This window comes from Phytobacter sp., assembly GCF_059074235.1.
In genome coordinates this window covers 930576-952601 of the sequence record NZ_JCACPZ010000004.1, presented here as the reverse complement: position 1 = coordinate 952601, position 22026 = coordinate 930576, and the positions used below count along the sequence as shown (strand labels likewise).

Annotated in this window: 18 protein-coding genes; 6 read left to right on the top strand and 12 right to left on the bottom strand. The window is 51.7% G+C overall.

Going from position 1 to position 22026, the window contains the following annotated elements:
* The first annotated feature begins 327 nt into the window (after positions 1 to 327).
* Positions 328 to 1650 carry a sensor domain-containing diguanylate cyclase gene (locus AC5JPW_RS08550; RefSeq protein WP_494239559.1) on the top strand — a complete coding sequence of 441 codons (1323 nt, stop codon included), beginning with the start codon at positions 328 to 330 and terminating at the stop codon, positions 1648 to 1650.
* A 218-nt stretch (positions 1651 to 1868) separates the two neighbouring features.
* On the opposite strand, the gene AC5JPW_RS08545 is transcribed toward AC5JPW_RS08550, so the two are convergent.
* Complete coding sequence (locus tag AC5JPW_RS08545) at positions 1869 to 2945, bottom strand: fimbrial protein (RefSeq protein ID WP_494239558.1); 1077 nt, start codon at positions 2943 to 2945, stop codon at positions 1869 to 1871.
* Between the two features lie 194 nt (positions 2946 to 3139).
* Entirely contained in the window at positions 3140 to 3616 is a 477-nt protein-coding gene (locus tag AC5JPW_RS08540; RefSeq protein WP_494239557.1) for a winged helix-turn-helix domain-containing protein, read from the bottom strand.
* A 469-nt stretch (positions 3617 to 4085) separates the two neighbouring features.
* On the opposite strand from AC5JPW_RS08540, the gene AC5JPW_RS08535 reads away from it, so the two are divergent.
* The 5 genes from AC5JPW_RS08535 (at position 4086) to AC5JPW_RS08515 (ending at position 9894) form a co-directional block, all read left to right on the top strand.
* Positions 4086 to 5090 carry a fimbrial protein gene (locus AC5JPW_RS08535; protein ID WP_494239555.1) on the top strand — a complete coding sequence of 335 codons (1005 nt, stop codon included), beginning with the start codon at positions 4086 to 4088 and terminating at the stop codon, positions 5088 to 5090.
* A 50-nt stretch (positions 5091 to 5140) separates the two neighbouring features.
* The gene (locus AC5JPW_RS08530; protein WP_494239553.1) at positions 5141 to 5863 is read left to right on the top strand and encodes a fimbria/pilus periplasmic chaperone; all 723 of its coding nucleotides are present in this window, start codon (positions 5141 to 5143) and stop codon (positions 5861 to 5863) included.
* 57 nt (positions 5864 to 5920) lie between these two features.
* Entirely contained in the window at positions 5921 to 8314 is a 2394-nt protein-coding gene (locus AC5JPW_RS08525) for a fimbria/pilus outer membrane usher protein (RefSeq protein ID WP_494239551.1), read from the top strand.
* On the top strand, positions 8265 to 8582 hold the full coding sequence (locus AC5JPW_RS08520; RefSeq protein ID WP_494239550.1) for a FimD/PapC C-terminal domain-containing protein: 318 nt from the start codon (positions 8265 to 8267) through the stop codon (positions 8580 to 8582). The genes AC5JPW_RS08525 and AC5JPW_RS08520 overlap by 50 nt, the downstream gene beginning before the upstream one ends.
* Positions 8583 to 8670: 88 nt before the next feature.
* Positions 8671 to 9894, top strand: a complete 1224-nt coding sequence (locus AC5JPW_RS08515; RefSeq protein WP_494239549.1) for a hypothetical protein — start codon at positions 8671 to 8673, stop codon at positions 9892 to 9894.
* A 31-nt stretch (positions 9895 to 9925) separates the two neighbouring features.
* Here the strand turns inward: AC5JPW_RS08515 and AC5JPW_RS08510 are convergent, their stop codons facing one another.
* The 10 genes from AC5JPW_RS08510 to AC5JPW_RS08465 all read right to left on the bottom strand — a co-directional run bounded on the left by AC5JPW_RS08510 (position 9926) and on the right by AC5JPW_RS08465 (position 21788).
* A complete protein-coding gene (locus AC5JPW_RS08510; protein WP_494239548.1) occupies positions 9926 to 11164 on the bottom strand; it encodes an EAL and HDOD domain-containing protein in 1239 nt (412 codons plus the stop codon).
* Between the two features lie 290 nt (positions 11165 to 11454).
* Positions 11455 to 12741 carry a Zn-dependent hydrolase gene (locus tag AC5JPW_RS08505; RefSeq protein ID WP_494239547.1) on the bottom strand — a complete coding sequence of 429 codons (1287 nt, stop codon included), beginning with the start codon at positions 12739 to 12741 and terminating at the stop codon, positions 11455 to 11457.
* Between the two features lie 24 nt (positions 12742 to 12765).
* Positions 12766 to 14214: a dihydropyrimidinase gene (hydA, locus tag AC5JPW_RS08500; RefSeq protein WP_494239546.1), complete on the bottom strand. Its 1449-nt coding sequence runs from the start codon at positions 14212 to 14214 to the stop codon at positions 12766 to 12768.
* 94 nt (positions 14215 to 14308) lie between these two features.
* Positions 14309 to 15613 (bottom strand): NAD-dependent dihydropyrimidine dehydrogenase subunit PreA, encoded by a 1305-nt coding sequence (preA, locus tag AC5JPW_RS08495; RefSeq protein WP_494239545.1) that lies wholly within the window; start codon positions 15611 to 15613, stop codon positions 14309 to 14311.
* A complete protein-coding gene (locus AC5JPW_RS08490) occupies positions 15606 to 17012 on the bottom strand; it encodes an NAD(P)-dependent oxidoreductase (RefSeq protein ID WP_494239543.1) in 1407 nt (468 codons plus the stop codon). The genes preA and AC5JPW_RS08490 overlap by 8 nt, the downstream gene beginning before the upstream one ends.
* A 235-nt stretch (positions 17013 to 17247) precedes the next feature.
* Entirely contained in the window at positions 17248 to 17904 is a 657-nt protein-coding gene (locus AC5JPW_RS08485; protein WP_494239542.1) for a TetR/AcrR family transcriptional regulator, read from the bottom strand.
* 40 nt (positions 17905 to 17944) lie between these two features.
* Positions 17945 to 18961, bottom strand: coding sequence for an ABC transporter substrate-binding protein (locus AC5JPW_RS08480; RefSeq protein ID WP_494239540.1), 1017 nt, complete (start codon positions 18959 to 18961; stop codon positions 17945 to 17947).
* Positions 18962 to 19007: 46 nt separating this feature from the next.
* Positions 19008 to 20078 (bottom strand): ABC transporter permease, encoded by a 1071-nt coding sequence (locus tag AC5JPW_RS08475; RefSeq protein ID WP_494239539.1) that lies wholly within the window; start codon positions 20076 to 20078, stop codon positions 19008 to 19010.
* Positions 20078 to 20959: an ABC transporter permease gene (locus AC5JPW_RS08470; protein WP_494239538.1), complete on the bottom strand. Its 882-nt coding sequence runs from the start codon at positions 20957 to 20959 to the stop codon at positions 20078 to 20080. Before AC5JPW_RS08470 ends, AC5JPW_RS08475 begins: the two co-directional genes overlap by 1 nt.
* Positions 20949 to 21788 carry an ABC transporter ATP-binding protein gene (locus tag AC5JPW_RS08465; RefSeq protein ID WP_494239536.1) on the bottom strand — a complete coding sequence of 280 codons (840 nt, stop codon included), beginning with the start codon at positions 21786 to 21788 and terminating at the stop codon, positions 20949 to 20951. Before AC5JPW_RS08465 ends, AC5JPW_RS08470 begins: the two co-directional genes overlap by 11 nt.
* Between the last annotated feature and the right edge of the window lie 238 nt (positions 21789 to 22026).

The window sequence follows — 22026 nt, the reverse complement described above, 5'->3', positions numbered from 1 at the left end:
CTTGAGTTGAACGTCAGGGAGGATCTTAACGCGAAGAGAGGAAGAGGATTAGAGAGGGGAATGCACTAAAGCTTATGAATTTAGTTCACTAATATAATGTGTCATTAATTATACCGCTTTTCGGCAGTATGTCTGATGAAATGGCTGTTCTTCAGTAAAACGTCGTTTCAGCTTTGTCTTAGTTGCCATTGTTGTGATGAATAAGTAAAACTCTTACATAAGTCGCATCGCAAATGGATGCGCTGCCATGCAATCGTGTTTCAGCGGGTGGACACCCTCACCTGGCCCTGGCTGTCCGGGCGGATTATGGGCATGCGGATAATAACTATGAATGATAAGAAAAAGCAGGAAAAGCTTCAGAATGAGAATGTGGAGCACCTGTATGAATTACTGAATTACAACTCAGATTGGGTGTGGGAAGTCGACGCTCAGGGGCGTTATACCTGGTCCTCCGATGTTGTTACCGACTTACTTGGCTTTCCGCCAGAAGAGGTGATTGGCAAAACCCCCTTTGATTTTATGCCACCAGGCGAAGCAGAGCGTGTAGCTCGCGCGTTTCTCGAAATTGTGATGGAAAAAAGGGCGTTCTCCGGGCTGGTCAATCGTAACCAGCGTGCCGATGGGCGCGTCGTTGTGCTGGAAACCAGCGGCATTCCTTTGTTTGATGAAAACGGGGAGTTGCGTGGTTACCGGGGCGTAGATCGTAATATCTCGAATTTAGGTGAACGTGTTCTGCAGCTCGAAACCATCTATGAGACCACGCCAGTGGCGCTCTGCATGATAGACCGACATGGTCACCTGGTGATGTCCAACAAAGCGATGACGCAGTTACTGAGCAATGATTCGCAGGAGTTAACCCAGCGGCATCTTTCTGAACTGATGCCGGAATTCTGGCACCTGTTTGAGGAAGATTTTGCGCTGGCCGATATGGGGGAGAGCATCCCTGGGCGAGAAATTATTTGGCACGATCGCTGTTACGATACGCAATCCATCGCGGTGAGCGATGCCAGCAGCAATGTGGTGGGGCTGTCGGTGACCTGGGTGGATATTACCGCACGTCGCCAGGCAGAACAGAAGCTCGCGGGGGCGAATCAGGTTCTGCAGCGACATGCCCAACACGACCACCTGACCGGGTTATTCAACCGGCGTTACATGGATGAATGTCTGCTTAACGAGATCTCCCGTTCATACGAAGAGAAGTTTCCGCTCTCGCTGTGCCTGGTCGATATCGACTTCTTTAAACTTTATAACGACAGCCAGGGGCACCAGGCGGGTGATGAGTGCTTACAGATTGTTGCGCGGTCATTGGTCTCATCCTTGATTCATAGTGATGACAACGTCAGCCGATACGGCGGTGAAGAGTTTCTCGTCATTCTCCCGGATACCAATAAAGCGGCGGCACTGGCTGTTGCGGAGCGGCTTCGTCAGCAAATTAATGCGCTCAAGCTGCCACACTCCTCAAGCCCGTTGGGTTTTTTGACCATTAGCGTTGGGGTCGCGACACTGGATTGCGAAAGCGTACTCTCGCAGGATACCCCTCAGCATATGATTGCCAGTACACTGATTAACCGCGCTGATAATGCCCTTTATGCAGCGAAAAAGCAGGGGAGAAACCGGGTTGTTGTGGCCGGGAAAAATACCCCGGAATGAAGATTGATTCAGGTGACAAAAAATACCCCTTCTGAAGGGAAATCCAACTCTTCAGAAGGGGAGACCATATGGCCATTCGTTACAAAAGCCCCTTCAAAATAGTTAGCCTGCGAGCAAAAGTCTTATGTATAAATAATTTTCATGAATAATTATTACCGGGTTTATTCCCTTATGGAATTTCCAGTATGCAGTGACAGAAGAGCGGCTAATGGAGAGGATTAGTTGTAATTCATGATGATTTCAATCATCGAGTTGGCTGGACCCGGGGAGATGGTCGTTCCTGTTCTTATATATCGAGCGGACATTTTGATCACAGGTGAGGGCATTTCTTGCCCTAATGCATAGTAGCCGGACTGATACTGATTATTTATCGTGCTGGCTAATACCGGAACATTAAACGTCACCGGATTTGCGGGGTCACTTTCCGAAAGTGTCGATCTGTCTCCCCACGCAAGCTGGATACCATAACCGCTGGCTCCACTGCCATTCAATGCAATCGTGCCCTCAATTAAATTTCCCAAAAAATCGTGTGTCATGATGTTTGTTCGAGGCACAACCATAAGCGTGAGGTTGGCATTGCGGGTGTTATTCGCAGGGTTGCTCGTCGCATTCGCTGTCAGGGTGTTATAGCCGTAGGCTTTCGGGCAGGTCAGGGTAAAATCAGCATTAACCCAGGGTGATGCACGTTTTACAGCAGAGTGGTGCCAGGTTCCCATTAGCACGGTTTTACCCGAACTCAGGTTGCAGGTTGGCCCTTTGAGGTTAACCGTCCCAGTGGGAATCAAACTGTTGATGATTAAAAAGCCTTTGGAAGCATCCAGAAGACGTTCCGGGTTAGGTGTCGTGATAGGTTGGGTCGGTGAGGGACCAATAACCTGTGTTATTTCCGGGCCGACGAAATTGAGTTCGCCAGTCGTTTCTGTCCCTTGCCCCAGTTTTCCGGGGGTTTTCCATAACCATGCGTAATAGTGCAGGTCAATCACCCCGGCACTCCAGGCGCCATTAAACTTGAATGTGGTATCGGGGTAGGCCTTTATCGGCTTGTTTTTATCACCTGATCCGGCCATAGGATCGTTGCCGAAGACTGAAATCCCTAGGCCGTTGATCGACGTTGGATAAATATAATGCGTTAATCCATTAACCACGCGAATATAAGGCGTCGTTCCCCCAGGTAAATTTGTTAACGTTAAGGCATATTGTGTTGTGGCTCCGGTACATAACCCCAATCCACCTTTATTTGAACGAGCGAAATAATAGAGCTGTGTAAAATCAGGAATATTATCGCTTAACGTCATATTAACGCTCGGGATCGGTTCTGACGTACTTTGGGTACCATTGATCAATTTGCATGAGGGGGCTGCAAAGAGATCAATGGAGGCCGTTGACAGGATGAAAAGTAAAAAAAAATGTTTGAGCATAATGAGATAACAGCGAATTAATTAGGGAAATAATACCAGCTACTCAGGCGATGGTGTTGGATAAAGTGATTTTACTCCGTTCTGACGACATTATTTTCAGCAGCGGTAAAAAGGGGAGGGTACTGAACAGTCTGAGAGGACCGTTCCTCGTACGACTGCATTTTCTGCAATCGGGTGTCACAATAAAGGGGGCTCACAATGGCGCTATTCACGCGATAGCCTTTGTTATCGACCCGGCTGATAAAGTCATCATCAATGCCCATTCTGCTGAGCGTCAATTTAAGATCCTGCATCACCTGCCACAGGCGTGAGGCTGAAGAGCGTAAGCCATATTTATCCCACACATTAATCATTAACCGCTGCGTGGTAATGACGCCCTTATCGGCGTTGGCCAGCAAAAACATCAACAGACGTAACTTGGTATCACGCAAAGGGATTCTGCTGCGTGTTCCTGGTTTTATCTTCACACCCGTGTTGATCAAATGTTTATGAATAATGTCAAATTGAATGTCCTGACCTATATAGTAGCCGAATAATACTTTGTTCATTATTCTCATCCTTGATAGATAATACGTGAAACAGAGAGAGATATAAGCAATGACTGCGCGGGTAGTATACGGACTTGGTGAGTAAGGGGAAGTGTAATAAGTATTTCGTAGTGTGATTTCGTAAAGAATATATTCCCCGTAATTATAGAATTAGCTTTTATATTTCCCAGGTGTTTATTTTATCAATATTAATTCTTCTTTTGCGAAAATCCTGCAACATAAATTACATTCGCCTTACTGAAAATGACTATTGTATACCAACATGGTTCCATGTCTAACTTTCTGTTTTTTAAATAAATAAATTTTAGTTCGTTTTGTGTTGTCCAAAAAAAGCGAAAAAAAATACAGAAAAAAATGAATAAATAATTTGATGTTAGTCAAAAACCCATAACATGAAAGACATTAAGTGCTAGTTGATTCCGTTTGTTTTGGTTTTTTTAACTGGTTTATATGATTTTTTTGGTTTTATATGTTTATTATTGCGATGGTTATGACTGTTTCGCATTTAAAGATAAATTTGCTACCGAAAAGATGGCGTGTCGCTAAGAAATCTCTTGCTGGGTCCGACTTGCCTGTCGCCGAAAGTGTTGATAGCGGCACGCCGTCTTTATCTGCTTACTCATTAAGCAAATGGACGTTTGCATTTTTTATCTCAATTATGGGACATCACAATATGAAAAAGCTTCTGATTGCATCATCTGTCATGGCAGCACTGACCATGGGTGCGGCGCATGCTGACCCGCTGACCCTGAACGGCGGCACCATTGAATTTATCGGTGAAATCACCGACACCACCTGCTGGGTGGGTGTTGACGGTACGTCTACTGCTGGGACCACAGCTGCCGTTGCAGGATCTTCGACCGATGCCGGCAACCTGGTTCTTCTGCAGCCAGTGGCAAAAAACCTGTTAGCCGCTGCGGGCGATCATGCGGGTAGAACCAATTTTAAAATCGCGGTTCGTGCTGATATTGCAACTGGAACTGAGGAATGTACGTTGGGAAATATTGCAGTAAGAAACGATGACAACATTCCGACGGGGTCTTCAGTACAGGTGAGCAAAGTTCGCGCAATATTTGGTAGTGCGCTGTCATCAACGAATAATGTAAACAACTATCTCAGCCCAACTGCAGGCACCCATGCTTCATATAACTACGCCAACGTCGACCCTGCGACTGGTTATTTAAATAACCTTTCTGAAGTCACAGGGGGTAATGGCACGCGTAGTTTCGATCCTACCCTGGGTGTTTCCCCGAATGGCAATGCGACCAATGTGAAATTGCGTCTGCTGAACGATGACGGCACAGTGATTAAAGTGGGTGATGCGACCAGCCAGATGGCAAGTAACACTTCTGCGACTGTTACAGGAGGGACTAAGACTCTGCTGCCGTATGCCGTTGATTATATTGCCGTCAATGGCGCTGCGACAGCCGGTATGGTACGTAGCTTTGTAACTTACGATTTATATTACGAGTAATGCCACAAGGGGCAAATATTGCCCCTTTCTTTTTTAAAACAGGAGTCTATATGGGATTGCGCCATTATTTTAAATGCGCTGCGGTAGCCCTCATCGCGTTGGCGACCTGTGGCGTACAACTTGCACAGGCAAGTGTGATTCTGAGTGGTACCCGCGTGATTTATAACGGGAAGAAAAAAGAGGTTACTGTTACCGTTACGAATAGCAATAAATCACCCGTTTTAATTCAAAACTGGATGGATGCTGGAATGGACAAAGCGGTGCCAGAGAAAGTCTCTGTTCCCTTTGTTTTAACCCCACCAATTAATCGTGTCGATGCAGGTAAAGCACAAACACTGCGTATTACTTATTTAGGTTCACCGCCTTTACCGAAAGATAAAGAATCCATCTTTTGGGTTAATGTGTTGGAAGTACCAGCTAAGGTCAAAGGAATAAAAGAAGATCAAAGCCGCCTGAATATTGCATTTCGTTCGCGGATTAAATTATTTTACCGTCCGGAAGGATTAAAAGGTAATGCCTTGCAGGCTATCGGTCAATTGACATGGAAGCCAGCCAATGAGGGGGTTAATGTCACGAACCCAACCCCTTATTATGTTTCGATGCAAGTTATTCAGTATGGTGGTAAAACCATTGACGGGAGAATGATCGCTCCTGGTGAAACCCAGCATTATAAATTTCCGGACGTCAGTAGTGTGACGGATGTAACTAAAATAACTTATCACGCAATTAATGATTATGGCGCATTGACGTCTGCACAGCCTAAAGCAAATTAATAATATCAAGACCTCTGGACTTTATGGTTAATGGATTAACAGATTTTGGAGCTTCTCATGGAATTGTTTAACGCCAGATGTAAAACATCGCCATTTTGTGGTCGTTTGTCACCTGTGGCGTTATCATTATTAATAGCTTTCCCGGTGTGGGGAGAGGAAGCCGCGAATAAAGATGTAGAAGAGATAGCAGCTGCTAATCCGGGTGAATATTCACGTAATGTGGTCGAATTTGAAGACGATCTGTTACGCATGATGGGCAATAATAAAGTTGACCTCGATCGTTTTGCACAGGGTTCCAGCGCTTCGCCGGGCAAATACCGTATCAGCGTATACCTCAATGACATGCCAATTGTGAACAGTGAAGAAGTGGAGTTTAAAGAGGGAGCAGACAAACGTGTCTACCCTTGTTTAAGCCCAAAGCTGGTTCGCCTTATCAATTTAAAAGAAGATCGTCTTGAGACCGAAGCTCGTGAAACCATTGAAGCGGCGCATGAATGTACCGATCTTGAAAAACTGATTCCCCAGGCCAAAGTAGACTTCGACAGCGGCGAGCAGCGCCTGGACATTACGCTTCCTCAGGCGATGGTAAGCCGCGCCATGCGTGGTGCTGTGAGTCCTGAGCTATGGGAAAGCGGCATTCCGGCGCTCACTTTGGGTTACTACCTCAATGGTTACGATTCCAGCTACAGCGGTGGTTATGACTCTCGCTCAATGTTTGCCTCGCTTAACGCCGGGTTAAATATTGGAGCCTGGCAGTTACGCCACAACGGCTCGTATAACTGGGATAAAGATAATGGTGGCGAATACAACGTTTCCAATACCTATATCCAGCGTGATATAGCCGCGTTGCGCAGCCAGTTTGTTGCCGGGGAAAGTAACACCACCGGGCAGATTTTTAGTTCTTTACCCTTCACGGGGGCGAGTATTCGCAGTGACGAACGCATGTTGCCTGACGTACAACGTGGCTACGCGCCAGAAATCCGTGGTATTGCCAAAACCAACGCCAAAGTCACCGTTCGCCAGTTAGGCAACATCATCTACGAAACCACCGTCACTCCTGGGGCATTTATCATTGATGATCTCTACCCGGCAGGCTATGGCGGCGATTTAGATATTACCATTACTGAAGCCGATGGCAGCGTGCAGCAGTACACCATGGCCTATGCCTCGGTGGCGCAATTACTGCGCCCTGGCATTCAGCAGTACAGCTTCACGGCAGGTAAACTGCGCGAAACCAATACTTCTGAAGAACCGATGTTCTACGAAGCCACCTACCAGCGTGGCCTGAATAACTACTTTACCGCCTATAGCGGCTTGCAGTTCAGTAAACATTATCAGTCTGCACAATTGGGTACCGCACTGGGCACTTTCCTCGGCGCGTTAAGTGCCGACGTGACCTATTCCGTCAGCGATGTCGGTGAAAACGGCGGCGGTAAACTGAAAGGGCAAAGCTACCGGATTAGCTACAGTAAACTGATCAACGAAACCGACAGCAACATCACCCTGGCGGCCTACCGGTTCTCCAGTAAAAACTATATGGAGTTCCTCACCGCGTTGCAGGCTCGTGATTATGTGAAAGAGGGTTACAGTGCAGATAGCGTCTGGCGCTCAAAAAACCGCTTTACCATCAGTCTAAATCAGGGGCTACCGCAAGGGTGGGGCAATATCTACACCAGTGCCACTATGGAAAACTACTGGAACAGCAAGCAAGGCTATAACAAGTATTATCAGTTGGGTTATTCCAATAATTTCTGGCGTTTTAATTACAGTTTAAATGTCGGACGCAGTAAATCTGCCTCTGGGAAGGAACAGACCAACTGGTATTTTGGTCTCTCCATGCCGCTGTGGGACAGCTACGAAACCCGCGCGCCGTATCTCAGTCTGCGCTATAACCAGAACAGCGATGGCGGCAAAGGCGAACAGGCGATGCTTTCCGGTACCCTTGGTGAGAACAATAAATACAATTACAACATGACCGCCAGCCACGATAACTACAGCGGTACCTCCAGCAGCTTTGGCGCGGGCTGGCAGGGCAGCGCGGCCACCCTAAACGGCAGTTATAGCAAGGGGCGAAATTACAGCAGTACTTCTGTCAGCATGAACGGTGCGGCGGTGATCCATAGTGGCGGTATTACTTTATCGCCATTTAGCAGTGACACTTTTGCTCTGATTGAAGCCAAAGGTGCGCAGGGTGCGCAGGTCGGCGGCTATGCCAATAACACTATTGATATGTTTGGCTATGCGCTCTACCCGTCGTTGATACCCTATAGCATGAATACTGTTGGCATCGATCCGCAAGGATCATCACTGGACGTTGAGTTCGAAAATACGTCACAAAACGTGGTACCCCGTGCCGGTGCGGTGGTGAAAGTGAAATTTGAGACTCACCGTGGGACAGCCTGTGCTAATCCGCTCTATGTTCGGTGGCGAACCGGTACCCTTTGGCGCTGAAGTCTTCAACGATAAAGATGCCAACGTCGGTACTGTCACCCAGGGCGGGTTGATTTATGCCCGCGTTGAAGAAGACAGAGGCACGCTGATCGTTAAATGGGGTGAAGAGATGCACAACCGCTGCCAGGTCAGCTATGTGCTTGCGCCAGAACCGAAAGACAAAGAGCTGCAGGGTGTGCCACAACAGTTCGAAACACCTTGCCAGACCTATCAGGCTCCGGGGCGGACTACGACGCCGGGTGCGGCACTCGCTGTCAACGCACCTTAACGCTTTCCTTTTAAACCATGTAGTTTTTACTTTCTGGCGGTAACTTCAGGTTACCGCTTTTTTTTACAATCATTGAGCCAGTCTTAATATGGTGAGTTTTTATTCAATAGTCGGCTTCAGATTATTTCTTCGGGTAGCAATAATAAAAAAAGGGATGATCTTTTTATTATTGCTTCTCCACTGCCAAACATCACTTTCGACAGAAATCACTTGTTCTTCAGGGCAAAGCACTGCAGCCACACAGGTTGAAATCGCGCCGGTAAAAATTACCGTCAGCTCGCATATCACGGATTATACCGAGCTTTATCGTATGCAAATTCGAATTGTCGGCGACGTCTCTGCACGCTGTTCCTCTTCTCCAACTGGTGGTAGCGCGGTGATTGGGGCGACGCTCACCAATGTTGCTGGCGCAGGTGACCACTCAAAATCAGGCTATATAATTTTCCCCACCAACATCAGCGGTCTCGGTATTTCCGTGAACAGTCTGGATGCAGCGGGTTCACCCCCCATCCCTGCATGGCCTGCCACTCTGGAGGTGAAAGATGCCTCACCCAATAACCTCAATTACTGGCGTCACCAAAACGTCGCTATTCGTATCTGGAAAGTCCCCGGCGATATTCCATCTGGCTCTTCGCCATTTGCTCTTATCGCCCCCTCTGTTATTCAGGGTGTGATGCCGGGTAGTCCATCCGATAGTTTAGACCCGGCCATCATGACTGCTGACCGCGCATTGGGTACATCTTTTTGGACGCTCAGTGTTCGTGATCTTGTTTCCAGTGCCAGTTTTTACGTGGGCACCTGTAATCTCAGAAACAGCAACCAGACTGTTTTACTGGGAAAACACATGAATTTTAAGCGTTATTCGGACTGGCAAGATGCGACTTTTATTATGGACTGTCCGGTACAAGCCTATGGCTATGGCGGAGTGAATGGCACCACGGCGAATAATAAAAACAAGCCGCCGTCCGTTAAAATTGTGCCTTACACGGCGACGATTTTACATGACCATTTAAGCAATCCTATTAGCGGCACCATTGCGCTGGATCCAGGTGGTGCGGAAGGTTATGGCGTGCAACTTGCGTGGGGAGATTATGCGGCGCAGTCTTCAGGCCTGAACCCGACAAAACCGGTGGTGTTTAATATCCCTGTTTCGGTAAGCACACTGGTCAGCGGTTACCAGACTTCCATTCCCTTAGGAACCAAAGCACCATCCGCCGCGATAAAAATGGCTGCGCGCTTTATACAAACCGAAACCATACCGAAGGCGGGCCATGCACGGGCATCGGTAGAGGTGATTATTAACTACGAATAGGCGGGCGCTTGATGGAAGCGCCCGAAGAGAATTAGTTTATTCCTCCGGTCGGGATCTCATCTGCCCATTGCCCGGCAGTTTTCATCAGTTCAGCTATCACGCTGCGGTTAAGCCCTAATCTATGTCCCAGCGCGCTAACCTCTTCCCATTTATGACCTTCGTACAGAATTGCCAGATGCAGGTAAGGGTAAAGCGGCCCTCGTTGCTCTTTTAGCGCCATCATCACGTTGGCCGAAATATCAATCTGACCAATTAAGTCAGCCATTGGCATTTCAAAAATGCTATCGAGCTGAGAAAAGAGACCCACAATAAACGCATCATCTGACGAATTGCGGCTGATCGAGCGCGCTGCTGCAAGCTCACAGAACTTCCCTCGAATCAGACACTGGTGGTAAATCTCATCTGTTTTGACCACGTTGACGGACGTCAGACAGGCCACCAGCACAAAGCGGCGTAATTCATTGGTACCGAGATAGAAAATGATGTCACGCAGCGACTGGCTGCGGAAGTTATTGATCCCACGCGCATTGAAAACGATGTTTTGCGCGTAACGCATGAGCTTAAAAGCAAGTGCCAGATCCTGCTTTAACAACGCTTCAATTTTGCCAAAATCAGGGGAATCGGCATTGGCTTCTTTCATGAGCTTGAGCGTGACCGTCTGATTCTGGATCAATTTGTTACCCGCGTGGATAACGGGTTTGCTAAAGAAATGGCCCTGGAACAACGTACAGCCGAGGCTGCGATAGCATTCGTATTCTTCGAGTGTCTCCACCTTTTCCGCCAGGAATACGGTTCCTTCCAGCAGGTCGGCTTTGTCCTGCATGTACTGCTGAATTTCATCCGGCGTATTGACCCGTACATCGAACTTAATAATGCTGACGTAGGGCAGGAAATCATTCCACGTATCGCCGAGTTCAAAGTCGTCCAGCGCGATGCGAAAACCATGTTTTGAGAGTTGTTTGACGGTTTTCAGAAGGCGTGGTGTGGGTTCAGCCGTTTCGAGTATCTCAACGATGACGCGATCTTTAGGCAACGTTTCCGCCATGCCCTGGACCAGAAGCTCGTACGGGAAGTTGACAAAAATGGCGCTGTATTCCTTCAGGCGTCCAAGTGGCGCGCCAAGAAATTGTTCGACGATTATCTGAGCAGTGGCATATTCCGGACTAACGTCTGGAAATCGGTTTGTCATGCTGTCTCTGAACAACAGCTCGTAACCGACCGTGTTCATATTTTCATCAAAAATCGCCTGGCGGGCGACAAAAGAAAACATTGGATACTCCATACAGATGCCTGCAAATTTCAAGTCCGGAGACACGACGTAACCGGTTAACCCCATCACTTTCGTTGACGGTCAAAAAAGGTAGCCTGGACGAAAATGGTAAAGACGCGAGTGGGTCATACAAAAGGCAGTATCTTTTGTAAACTTCTGAGGGACTTAAGTCAAATCCCTTGTGCGTAAACAGGGGGCCAAAAAGCAAAATATTTGCGAAAACATCTTACGTGCGAATAAAAAAAAGACCCGGTTGCTTGCAACCGGGTCATTACGCGTCACGCGTCAGACTACTTTCTCGACAATGTCCCGGCTTTTTCCAGCATAGCGTGTAATAACACATTTGCCCCGGCAGAGACTTGCTCCGGTGACGAATATTCTATTTCATTGTGACTGATACCGTCTTTACAGGGAATAAAAATCATTCCAGTTGGTGCGAGCATGCTCATATAAACTGCATCATGACCGGCACCGGAAACAATATCCATTGATGAGTAACCCAATTTTTGTGCGGCACGGCGCACGGCCTCTTTGCAGTCAGGATGGAAAGGGGCTGCGGGGTACTGCGACACTAATTTAAGCTCAACGTCGAGCCCTGTCTCGTTTTCGATTTTTTGTAGAAATGCTTTTAATACCGCATCCATCTCATCGACCTGCGCATCCGTCATATTGCGAAAATCGATGGAGAATTTCACGCTGCCCGGTACTACATTGCGACTGTTCGGATGCACCTGAACCATACCGACCGTGCCGCGGCCATGTGGCGCGAATTGCCCGGCGATGTTAACCACTTCTTGCATAATACGAGTGGCAACGTGTAGCGCATCTTTACGCATCGCCATTGGCGTGGGGCCAGCGTGGGACTCCATGCCAGTAACGATACAGTCATACCAGCGAATACCCAGTACGGCTTGCACCACGCCAATCTCAATATTCTTCTCTTCAAGAATAGGCCCTTGCTCGATATGCGCTTCAAAGTAGGCACCAATGGGATGATCGCCTGGGACGACATCCCCCGCGTAGCCGATGTTAAAGAGCTCATCTTTCACGGTTTTGCCTTCGGTGTCGGTTGCAGCCCAGGCCACCTCCAGCGGGAACACGCCAGCGAACACACCAGAGCCCATCATCACGGGAACAAAGCGCGAGCCTTCCTCATTGGTCCAGAAGACCATTTCAACCGGAGCCTCTGTTTCAATGCCCTGTTCATTAAGGGTGCGAATCACCTCCAGCGCGGCGAGCACACCGAAATTGCCGTCAAACTTCCCGCCAGTCGGTTGGGTATCGATATGGCTACCGGCCACAATCGGCAGCAGTGCGTTGTTGCGTCCGGGACGGCGCATAAACACATTGCCTATCTGATCTATTTCGACGGACAACCCCTCAGCTTTGCCCCAGCCGATCACCCGATCGCGACCCTGACGATCCAGATCGGTAAGCGTCAGACGACAGACACCGCCTTTCGGGGTGGCGCCAATTTGGGCGAGATCCATTAGCGACTGCCACAGACGATCGCCATTAATTCGCAGATTACTGATATCTATTGCGTTCGAGTCTAAAGTAACAACTTCACTGCTCATAGAAGGCTCCTTCTCTGAAGATGATTAACGGGCGACTGCTTTGGGTGCACGGTGGCGTTCCCATGCGGCTGCGGCGCTAAAATCCGGTCCAAACGCCGGGCGTTTGATATAACGGCCTGCACCTTCACGCACGCGCAGCTCGCCATCTGCCCATACCACGTTGCCCTGGCTGACGGTAAAAGCAGGTACGCCTGTCACCGTGCGTCCTTCGAAAATGTTGAAATCGTTGCGCGAGTGGTGCGTGCTGGCCGAGAGTGTTTTGCTACCCAGGGGATCCCACAACACCAGGTCGGCATCGGCTCCCGGGGCAATACATCCCTTACGTGGATAGATGTTGAACAAGCGCGCGGTGTTGGCAGAGGTAATAGCTACAAATTCGCTGGGGGTCAGACGTCCACTGTTAACGCCTGCATCCCACAGCACCGCCATGCGCTCTTCCACGCCACCACATCCGTTCGGAATTTTGGTGAAGTTATCTGTGCCTGCCGCTTTCTGGCTGGCACAAAATGTACAGTGGTCAGTGGCGGTGGTGTGAAGCTGGCCTGATTGCAGACCATGCCAGAGCGCGGCCTGGTGGGATTTATCACGAAAAGGCGGACTCATGACGTGCGCGGCAGCCGTGTTGAAATCCGGGTGACGGTAGATGCTGTCATCAATCACCAGGTGTCCCGCCAGTACCTCGCCGTACACGCGCTGACCCTGACTTCGCGCGCGGGCAATGGCTTGCGCCGATTCACGACAGGAGACGTGCACCACATAAATTGGCACCCCCATGATACTGGCGACGGTAATCGCACGGTTAGCCGCCTCACCTTCAACTTCCGGCGGGCGGGAGAGGGGATGGCCTTCCGGCCCGGTAATACCTTGTTTGAGCAGTTCCTGTTGCAACAGCCAGACCATTTCACCGTTCTCGGCATGCACGGTCGGCATCGCACCCAGTTCAAGACACCGGCGGAAGCTGTTCATCAGCGTTTCGTCATCACACATAATGGCGTTTTTATAGGCCATAAAGTGTTTGAAGCTGTTAACGCCTTCCTGCTGCACCAGCGTGCCCATATCCTGACGGACACTCTCATCCCACCAGGTAATGGCCACGTGGAAGCTGTAGTCAGCAGCGGATTTTTCTGCCCAGCCGCGCCACTGGTGGTATGCCTCCATCAGCGGTTGTTGCGGGTTTGGGATGACAAAATCGATGATCGTGGTGGTGCCACCCGCCAGTGCAGCGGCGGTCCCACTGTAGAAATCATCCACTGTGGTGGTGCCCATAAACGGGAAGTTCATGTGGGTGTGTGGGTCGATCCCCCCTGGCATGACGTACATTCCTCCCGCGTCCAGTGTTTCGGTTGTGGCGGGAATGTCCCATTGCGTGGCATCACCGACGGCGGTGACGATACCATTGACGCATAGCACGTCGGCCCGCCGCTGGTAGTCTGCATTCACGACGGTGCCGCCTTTAATTAACAGAGTATGCATGTGTCATATTCTCCAGAGTGCTTGATGTGAGTGGGATGCGCCTTTCTCCCTCTTCCTGAGGGAGAGGGTTGGGGTGAGGGTAAAACGCCGCACCTTACGCCGATTTCGCCATCGGGTTATTCGGATGAGTGGTCCAGTTGGCATAAACGTCCGTCACCACTTTGCCGGTGCGCTTATCCACTTCACCTGGCTGCAAACTGCGCAAGGAAATGCAGTTCTCTACGGGGCAAATGGAGGCACACAAATTACACCCGACGCAGTCCTCTTCCCGGACTTCAAAGCGGCGCTCGCCCTCGGTAAAGGCCGCAATCGCCTGGTGTGAGGTGTCCTCACAGACCAGGTGACAGCGTCCGCATTTAATGCAGGCGTCCTGATCGATAACCGCCTTGTCCACATGATTAAGATTGAGATAGCGCCAGTCGGTGACGCTCGGCAGCGCCATTCCGCGAAAGTCATCCAGGGTACGGAACCCTTTCTCATCCATGTAATTTTCCAGTCCGCTAATCATGTCGCGGACGATCTGGAAGCCGTGCACCATAACCGCCGTGCAGACCTGCACGGTACCGCAGCCCAGAGCGATAAACTCCGCCGCATCGCGCCAGGTCGAAATACCGCCAATACCGGAAATCGGCAGGCCGCGGGTTTGCGGATCGCGGCCAATTTCGGAGACCATATTCAGCGCGATAGGCTTCACGGCAGGGCCGCAGTAGCCGCCGTGTGAGCCCTGACTGCCGGTGTGTGGTGACATCAACATCTTGTCGAGATCCACGCCGATCACGGAGTTGATGGTATTGATCAGCGACACTGCGTCGGCCCCGCCTGCGTGTGCTGCCCGTGCCGGATAGCGAATGTCGGTAATATTGGGGGTGAGTTTGACGATGACCGGCAGGCTGCAGTACTGCTTGCACCAGCGGGTAACCTGCTCGATGTACTCCGGCACCTGGCCGACTGCCGCACCCATGCCGCGCTCGCTCATGCCGTGCGGGCAGCCGAAATTCAACTCAATACCGTCTGCACCGGTCGCTTCAACCTGCGGGAGAATCGTACGCCATGCCTCTTCCTCGCAGGGCACCATGATGGAGACCACCACTGCCCGGTCAGGCCAGCGCTGCTTGATGCGGGTAATTTCTTCGAGATTGATGGCAAGCGTGCGGTCAGTAATCAGTTCAATGTTATTAAGCCCGAGAATGCGCCGATCGTTCCCCAGCAGCGTGCCGTAACGCGGGCCGCTCACGTTGACGACGTGCGGATCCTGTCCCAGTGTTTTCCAGACCACGCCCCCCCAGCCCGCCTGAAACGCGCGCTCAACGTTGTAGGCTTTATCGGTCGGTGGCGCAGAGGCAAGCCAGAACGGATTTGGACTTTTAATCCCCAGAAAATCGGTCTGTAAACTAGCCATGAATGCGCTCCTGGAAAGAGGTGGCGTTTGCGGCATCGGCTGTTGAGATAGCCAGTGTCAGCGCAATAGAACGGGCGGCAAGTTTGCCCATGCGGACAGCATCAACGGTGAGATCGAGCCCACCAGCGCAGCAATCGCCACCGGCCCACACGCCGGGCAGTGAGGTGCGACCGCTATCATCAATCGCAATCCTTCCCTGTTTGAGCTGGATAGTGCGTTCAACAGGTGCCGGGTCGAAGGTCTGGCCGATGGCTTTCAGCACCATATCAGCGGCGAGGGTGAACTGCTCTGGACTGGCCTCCAGCCCCTTAGCACCCTGATGCATCACGCTAAAGGTGACGCCGGTTAGCTGGTGGTTATGTGCCTCAAAACGTAGCGGGGCAGCCCACAATCTTAAGGTGACACCACACTCTCTGGCCCATTGCCGCTCTTTTTCAGATGCCTTCATGTCCGCTTCGCCACGGCGATAGACCAGCGTGACTTCCCGCGCACCGAGCTTTTTCGCCTGCACGGCGGCATCCACGGCGGTCATCCCTCCGCCAATCACCACCACATCGCGTCCAACGGGTAACTGGCTGAGATCGGTGCACTGGCGTAGCTCGGCGATAAAATCGACCGCTTCGCGCACGCCCTCCGGTTCCACACCGTTGTCTTCCAGTTGGTTTACGCCACTTAATCCCAGACCGAGGAACACAGCGTCGTAGCCATTACGCAACTCAGCGAGGGTGATGTCCTCCCCCAGAGTTTTGCCGCACTGCAGAGTGATGCCGCCAATGGAAAGCAGCCAGGCCACCTCTTTGGCAGCGAAGTCATCAGTGATTTTGTAGCGGGCCAGACCATATTCATTAAGGCCACCGGCTTTGCTGCGGGTATCGAAAAGGTCAATATCGTGTCCGGCAAGCGCCAGATGATGCGCCACAGTCAGACCCGCCGGTCCCGCACCTACCACTGCAATGCGTTTGCCGGTAGCAGGGGCGCGAACAAACAGCGGCTTATCCGGCATGGCAAAGAAATGGTCAGTAGCGTGACGCTGGAGAAGGGCGATGTTGAGTGGTCGACCATCCTGATCGTTACGCACGCAAACCTGTTCACATAGGGTTTCCGTGGGGCAAACGCGTGAGCAGGTGCCGCCCAGCACATTGGCCCGCAGAATGATCTCAGCCGCTCCCCATTCGTTACCCTGGGCGATACGTTGAATAAAGCTGGGTACGTCGATCTCGGCCGGGCAGGCGCGAGTACAAGGAGCATCAAAACAGTAGTGGCAGCGTTCGGCTTCAACAACAGCCTGGGCGGTGCTTAACGGGGGGGCGCAATCCGCAAACGCGCGGGCATACGCAGTGGGTTCATGGCGACCGGGTTGTAACCCCGGCGCGTTGATACCTGATTCGTTGCTCATCATTGCTTCTCCTGAATAGTTAGCAGGGTTATCGCTCCCTGTCGTAAAAATCCTGACCAGTTGGTTAAGTTTTCGCGAAATAACCTTGCTAATTACGTGCCATTTTCAGTGGCTCTCTGTCAGAGCCCATGAATTCAGGGATCGTTATATTCAGTGATGCTGCGACGAACGCTAATTTGTTCATTTTTGGTGCAATTCGCACCAGTATTGAGTTCTTTTGCTACATATGGCGGCAGAGTTACTCTTCTTCCTCTAACCCGCAAATACGCCAGATGCAGTTAAAAACGTGTTCCGTAGCCCGTGCCTGCGCTGCCTTTGTGCGCGAATCGTCGCCCAGAACGGCGGCAATCTGGATATCGAAATCGGCATAGGTTTGGGTCATCGACCAGACGGTAAAGAAGAAATGGGTGGTATCCACCTGACGTAGCTTTCCGCCAATTATCCAGGTATCAAGGATGCGGGCCTTTTGGGCCACAAGGTCGTGCAATTGTGTTTTTAACAGCGGATAGACCACCTGCGCACCCTGCAAAATCTCATTAGCAAACAGGCGTGAGGCTTCGGGGCGCTCAAAGCTGAAGGCAATCTTTTTCCCGACATACTCCGCGAGTGCCGTTTTGGGATCGGCACTGGCAGAAATCCCCTCCAGCGGGGCCAGCCAGTCCTGAAGTATTCCCTCGAGAACTCTCAGGTAGAGCGTCTGCTTGTTGCCGAAGTAGTAGTGCAAATTGGCTTTAGGCAGTTCAGCCGCATCGGCAATTTGCTGCATGGTGGTACCACGAAAACCGTAGCGGGCGAATACCCGCTCGGCGGCAGGCAGAATGATGGCCTCGTTGTCCTGGCGAATCCGCCCTTTATCCAGTGATTCTGCAATGCCGCTGAGAAGTCCCTCGGTCATGGCTGGCTCCTGTAAACTTTGCCGTCCCTGGCAAGGGGGATTATTTCAGTTTTGCCGCAGCGTCCCAGACACTATGGGTCATAGCGCTGTCACCCGGATCTTTCTTGATGACTGGCGTGTCGCCACCGCTATGCAGCAGGACATCGATAGTGCGACGGTAGGCTGCCGGATCGAGATAACCCATTTTCGGCGTGTTGGCGTTGGTGATGAGTTTTGCCACGTTCTCCATCTGGCGGGTCTGCACCTCTTCAGTGGCTGCACCGGAGGCATCTTCAGCCACAACGATTTTGGCGGCTTCTTCCGGGTGTTTCACAGCGTAATCCCAGCCCTTGAACGAGGCTTTGAGGAATTTGGCCATTTTGGCGACGAAGGCCGGATCTTTCAGACTCGATTCCAGCACATACAAACCATCTTCCAGCGTAGAGACGCCCTGATCTTCATACGGGAACGTGATCAGGTCAGCTTCTTTCAGTCCGGCATCGATCAACTGCCAGTACTCGTTGTAATTCATGGTCGAGATACAGGCAGCCTGATCCTGTAACAGCGGATCGACGTTAAAGCCCTGTTTGAGGATAGTGATATCTTTGCCCGGTTTCAGGTTCAGTTTGTTCATCCAGTTGAAGAACGGATACTCGTTGCCGCCGTACCACACGCCGAGAGTTTTCCCTTTGAAATCAGCCGGTGTTTTTATACCGCTCGATTTTTTACAGGTCAGCATCATCCCGGAACGGTCGTACACCTGCGCGATATTGACCAGGGGCACGCCCGCTTCACGTGAGGCCAGTGCATCCGGCAACCAGTTGACGATCACATCGGCTGATTTTCCGGCAATGACCTGAACCGGAGAGATATCCGTCCCACCGGGCTTGATGGTGACATCCAGCCCTTCCTGCTTATAAAACCCTTTTTCCTGCGCCACGTAATAGCCCGCGAACTGTGACTGCGGTAGCCATTTCAATTGCAGTGTCACTTTCTCCGCAGCCTGCGCTGAAAAGGCAAATGAGACCGACATTGCCGCCAGCAACAACCCCCGGCGAAAAGCAGAACGTTTCATCATTGGATAACTCCTCGGGTTAATGTGCATCACCATGTTTTTTCTTTATTTACTTCGAAGTGGCCTCTCCTCGCAGGGAGGGATGCCAGAAATTGACACGTCTATCCAGGCGAACCAGCAGGGTGTAGATAAGCGACCCCGCCAGCGAGGAGACCACAATGGCGGACCACACCACCGGCATATGCATTCGTGCGGACTCGGTCGAGATGCGAAAGCCGAGACCGGCGGTGGGCGAACCGAAGTATTCCGCGACGATCGCGGTGATCAGCGCCAGGGTGGCATTGACTTTCAGTGCGCTGAAAATGAAAGGCATTGCGGCGGGCAGACGCAGCATCAGCAGGTTTTGACGCGGGGTGGCGGCATAGCAGTACATCAGCTCCTGCTCCAGCTTGCCGCTGGCTTTAAGCCCGGCCAGCGTGCTGACCAGCGCCGGGAAGAAGGTGACGAGGATGACGACGGCGGCCTTTGAAGGCCAGTCGAAACCAAACCACATCACCGCGATGGGGGCGACCCCCACCAGAGGAACCGTGCTGGTGAGGCTGGCGACGGGTAGCAGGCCGCGTTGTAAAAAGGGCAGGCGATCAATCAGCAGCGCCACGCCAATGCCTGCACCGCAGCCCAACAGATAGCCGACCAGCACCGACTTGAGCACGGTTTGTACCAGGTCACCTGCCAGCAGGGACAGGCTATCTACAAGTGCCGTCAAAATATCCAGTGGTGCAGGCAGAATCACCTGCGGGACGGCGTACCCGGTGACCAGAATTTGCCAGAACGCCAGCAACCAAATGCCAAGTAATCCGGCGACTGCCCCGGCAGGAACGGAGGCCTGAGCCAGACGCTGCACGCTGACCATCGCCAGCAACGCCAGTACGCCTGCACTCAGTGCATGGAAAGGCAACAAGACAAACCAGATTGCGCTCACGGCAAGACTCAGGGTAAACAACAGCGTACGCAGACGGGAGGTTGAGCAGGCCAGCAGCGAGCAGACCAGCAATAACAGCGAGCAGGCTGATTGAGACAGGCTGGCGTCACTCGCGAGGCTTAACTGAATCAGAGAGAGTGCAGCCAGCACAAAGGCACTGACCAGCAGTAATGCGCCCGATATGGTTTTTGTGTTCATCAAGCCCCCTTACGCTGGCGGAGCACCAGACGTTCCGTCAAGGTCACAAGCCCGGTCAGGGCGAGCCCCAGCAGCGATGCCATCACCAGTGCGGACCAAATCTGAATGGTATTGCCGTAATAAGATCCGGTTAGCAAGCGTGCGCCCAGACCTGCCTGTGCGCCGGTGGGCAGTTCGGCGACCATCGTACCCACCAGACCGCTGGCGATCGCGACGCGAAAAGCCGGGAAGAGCCAGGGAAGGGAAGAGGGTAATCGCACCATCCAGAAGATATCGACGCGACGGGCGGCGTAGGTATGCACCAGCTCCATCTCCATCTTTTGCGGTGAACGCAGCCCCTGAACGGTGGCAATGGTCACCGGGAAGAAGCAGAGGTACATGGCAATTGTTGCTTTCGGGAGCAGGCCGGTAATGCCAAAACTGCCGAGAATAATCAGTACGATAGGGGCGATAGCCAGAACAGGAATAGTTTGTGAAGCAACAATCCAGGGCATCAGAGCTTTATCCAGCGTGCGGGAATGGACGATGCAGATTGCCAGCAGCACGCCCAACACCACCCCCATGGCAAAGCCGGTCAGCGCCGCACTGGCCGTGACCCAGGTATGCAGCAGCAGATTACGCGGTGAGGTCAGCGGCCACTGGGTCATGCTGTTCCAGATATCGATAATCAGCTGGTGTGGCGCGGGCAATAACGGGCGACTCGCGTTCAGTGAGGCGTAGAGTAAATCACTGCTGGTCCAGGGGCCGCGTGGAGTCAGCACACGATCAATAACCCCGGAGGCATTGAGCGCAAAGGCCAGAAAATACCAGAGAACCAGTGCCGCCAGTAGCACCGTGCCAACGGGAAGCGCGTACAGATGCAAGTGACGATTAATGGTCATGGTGCCCCTCCACCAGAGCCTCGCGCACCTCTGCGGCCAGTTGCAAAAACGCCGGGGTATCGCGGATGTCGAGGGTACGTTGAGCCGGAAGCGGGGAGTCAATCACCTTCACGATGCGTCCTGGACGCGGCGACATCACCACAATTTTCGTCGACAAATAGACCGCTTCAGAAATGGAGTGGGTGACAAACACCATTGTGCGCTGCTCGTTAAACCACAGTTGCTGCAACTGCTGGTTAAGATTGTCACGGGTCAGTTCATCCAGTGCGCCGAAGGGCTCATCCATCATCAAAATTTTGGGCTCAAAGCCGAGCGCGCGGGCAATGGATACACGTTGCTGCATCCCGCCTGAAAGCTGCCACGGGAATTTCTTCTCAAACCCCTTTAACCCCACGCGGGCAAGCTGCTCACGGGCGATTTCGTCGCAGCGCTCCGGTGGCACCCCCTGGATTTGCAGCGGCAGCATCACATTGGTGAGCACAGTACGCCAGGGGAGCAGCACCGGTGCCTGAAACACATAGCCGTAAGCCCCTGCCTGCCGTGCCTCAGACGGGGGCATGTCGTTGACCAGCACTTCGCCGGAGGTAATAGGTTCCAGATCGGCAATGGCCCGCAGCAAGGTGGTTTTGCCGCACCCGGAAGGACCAATAAAGGAGACGAACTCTCCCTGGCGAATCGTCAGATTGATATCTTTTAGTGCGTGAACCGGCTGATCGGCCGCTGGATAGATAACATTAGCCTGATTAACTTTGATAGCTGGTCGTGCGGTAGCGGTTGCCGGTTTAAGTGGGACCACGGCGGACTCCGGCGCGTACATTATCTGGCTCATTCCCCTGCACCCCTGTTTGTTGACTAACTGGTTAGGTTTGTTTCTCCTATGCCATTTTTGTGCCAGGCATGAAATTGAGGTTTTCAGCGGTATTTGTCGGCAATATAAGTAACTTTGATGGCTATATTGGTGCAAATGTCGACATGTTTGCTTTCTGGTGGGGCAGGTGAAGGGCAGGGAAATGAACAGGAAAGACAACGTAAAAAGGGGGTATTTTGTAGCTTACATACCCCCTTGA

What these genes read in the sequence shown, in the direction of transcription:
- AC5JPW_RS08550 (WP_494239559.1), top strand. Translation starts at nt 328, where the DNA reads ATGAATGATAAGAAAAAGCAGGAAAAGCTTCAGAATGAGAATGTGGAG.
- AC5JPW_RS08545 (WP_494239558.1), bottom strand. Translation starts at nt 2,945, where the DNA reads ATGACGTTAAGCGATAATATTCCTGATTTTACACAGCTCTATTATTTC.
- AC5JPW_RS08540 (WP_494239557.1), bottom strand. Translation starts at nt 3,616, where the DNA reads ATGAACAAAGTATTATTCGGCTACTATATAGGTCAGGACATTCAATTT.
- AC5JPW_RS08535 (WP_494239555.1), top strand. Translation starts at nt 4,086, where the DNA reads ATGTTTATTATTGCGATGGTTATGACTGTTTCGCATTTAAAGATAAAT.
- AC5JPW_RS08530 (WP_494239553.1), top strand. Translation starts at nt 5,141, where the DNA reads ATGGGATTGCGCCATTATTTTAAATGCGCTGCGGTAGCCCTCATCGCG.
- AC5JPW_RS08525 (WP_494239551.1), top strand. Translation starts at nt 5,921, where the DNA reads ATGGAATTGTTTAACGCCAGATGTAAAACATCGCCATTTTGTGGTCGT.
- AC5JPW_RS08515 (WP_494239549.1), top strand. Translation starts at nt 8,671, where the DNA reads ATGGTGAGTTTTTATTCAATAGTCGGCTTCAGATTATTTCTTCGGGTA.
- AC5JPW_RS08510 (WP_494239548.1), bottom strand. Translation starts at nt 11,164, where the DNA reads ATGTTTTCTTTTGTCGCCCGCCAGGCGATTTTTGATGAAAATATGAAC.
- AC5JPW_RS08505 (WP_494239547.1), bottom strand. Translation starts at nt 12,741, where the DNA reads ATGAGCAGTGAAGTTGTTACTTTAGACTCGAACGCAATAGATATCAGT.
- hydA (WP_494239546.1), bottom strand. Translation starts at nt 14,214, where the DNA reads ATGCATACTCTGTTAATTAAAGGCGGCACCGTCGTGAATGCAGACTAC.
- preA (WP_494239545.1), bottom strand. Translation starts at nt 15,613, where the DNA reads ATGGCTAGTTTACAGACCGATTTTCTGGGGATTAAAAGTCCAAATCCG.
- AC5JPW_RS08490 (WP_494239543.1), bottom strand. Translation starts at nt 17,012, where the DNA reads ATGATGAGCAACGAATCAGGTATCAACGCGCCGGGGTTACAACCCGGT.
- AC5JPW_RS08485 (WP_494239542.1), bottom strand. Translation starts at nt 17,904, where the DNA reads ATGACCGAGGGACTTCTCAGCGGCATTGCAGAATCACTGGATAAAGGG.
- AC5JPW_RS08480 (WP_494239540.1), bottom strand. Translation starts at nt 18,961, where the DNA reads ATGATGAAACGTTCTGCTTTTCGCCGGGGGTTGTTGCTGGCGGCAATG.
- AC5JPW_RS08475 (WP_494239539.1), bottom strand. Translation starts at nt 20,078, where the DNA reads ATGAACACAAAAACCATATCGGGCGCATTACTGCTGGTCAGTGCCTTT.
- AC5JPW_RS08470 (WP_494239538.1), bottom strand. Translation starts at nt 20,959, where the DNA reads ATGACCATTAATCGTCACTTGCATCTGTACGCGCTTCCCGTTGGCACG.
- AC5JPW_RS08465 (WP_494239536.1), bottom strand. Translation starts at nt 21,788, where the DNA reads ATGAGCCAGATAATGTACGCGCCGGAGTCCGCCGTGGTCCCACTTAAA.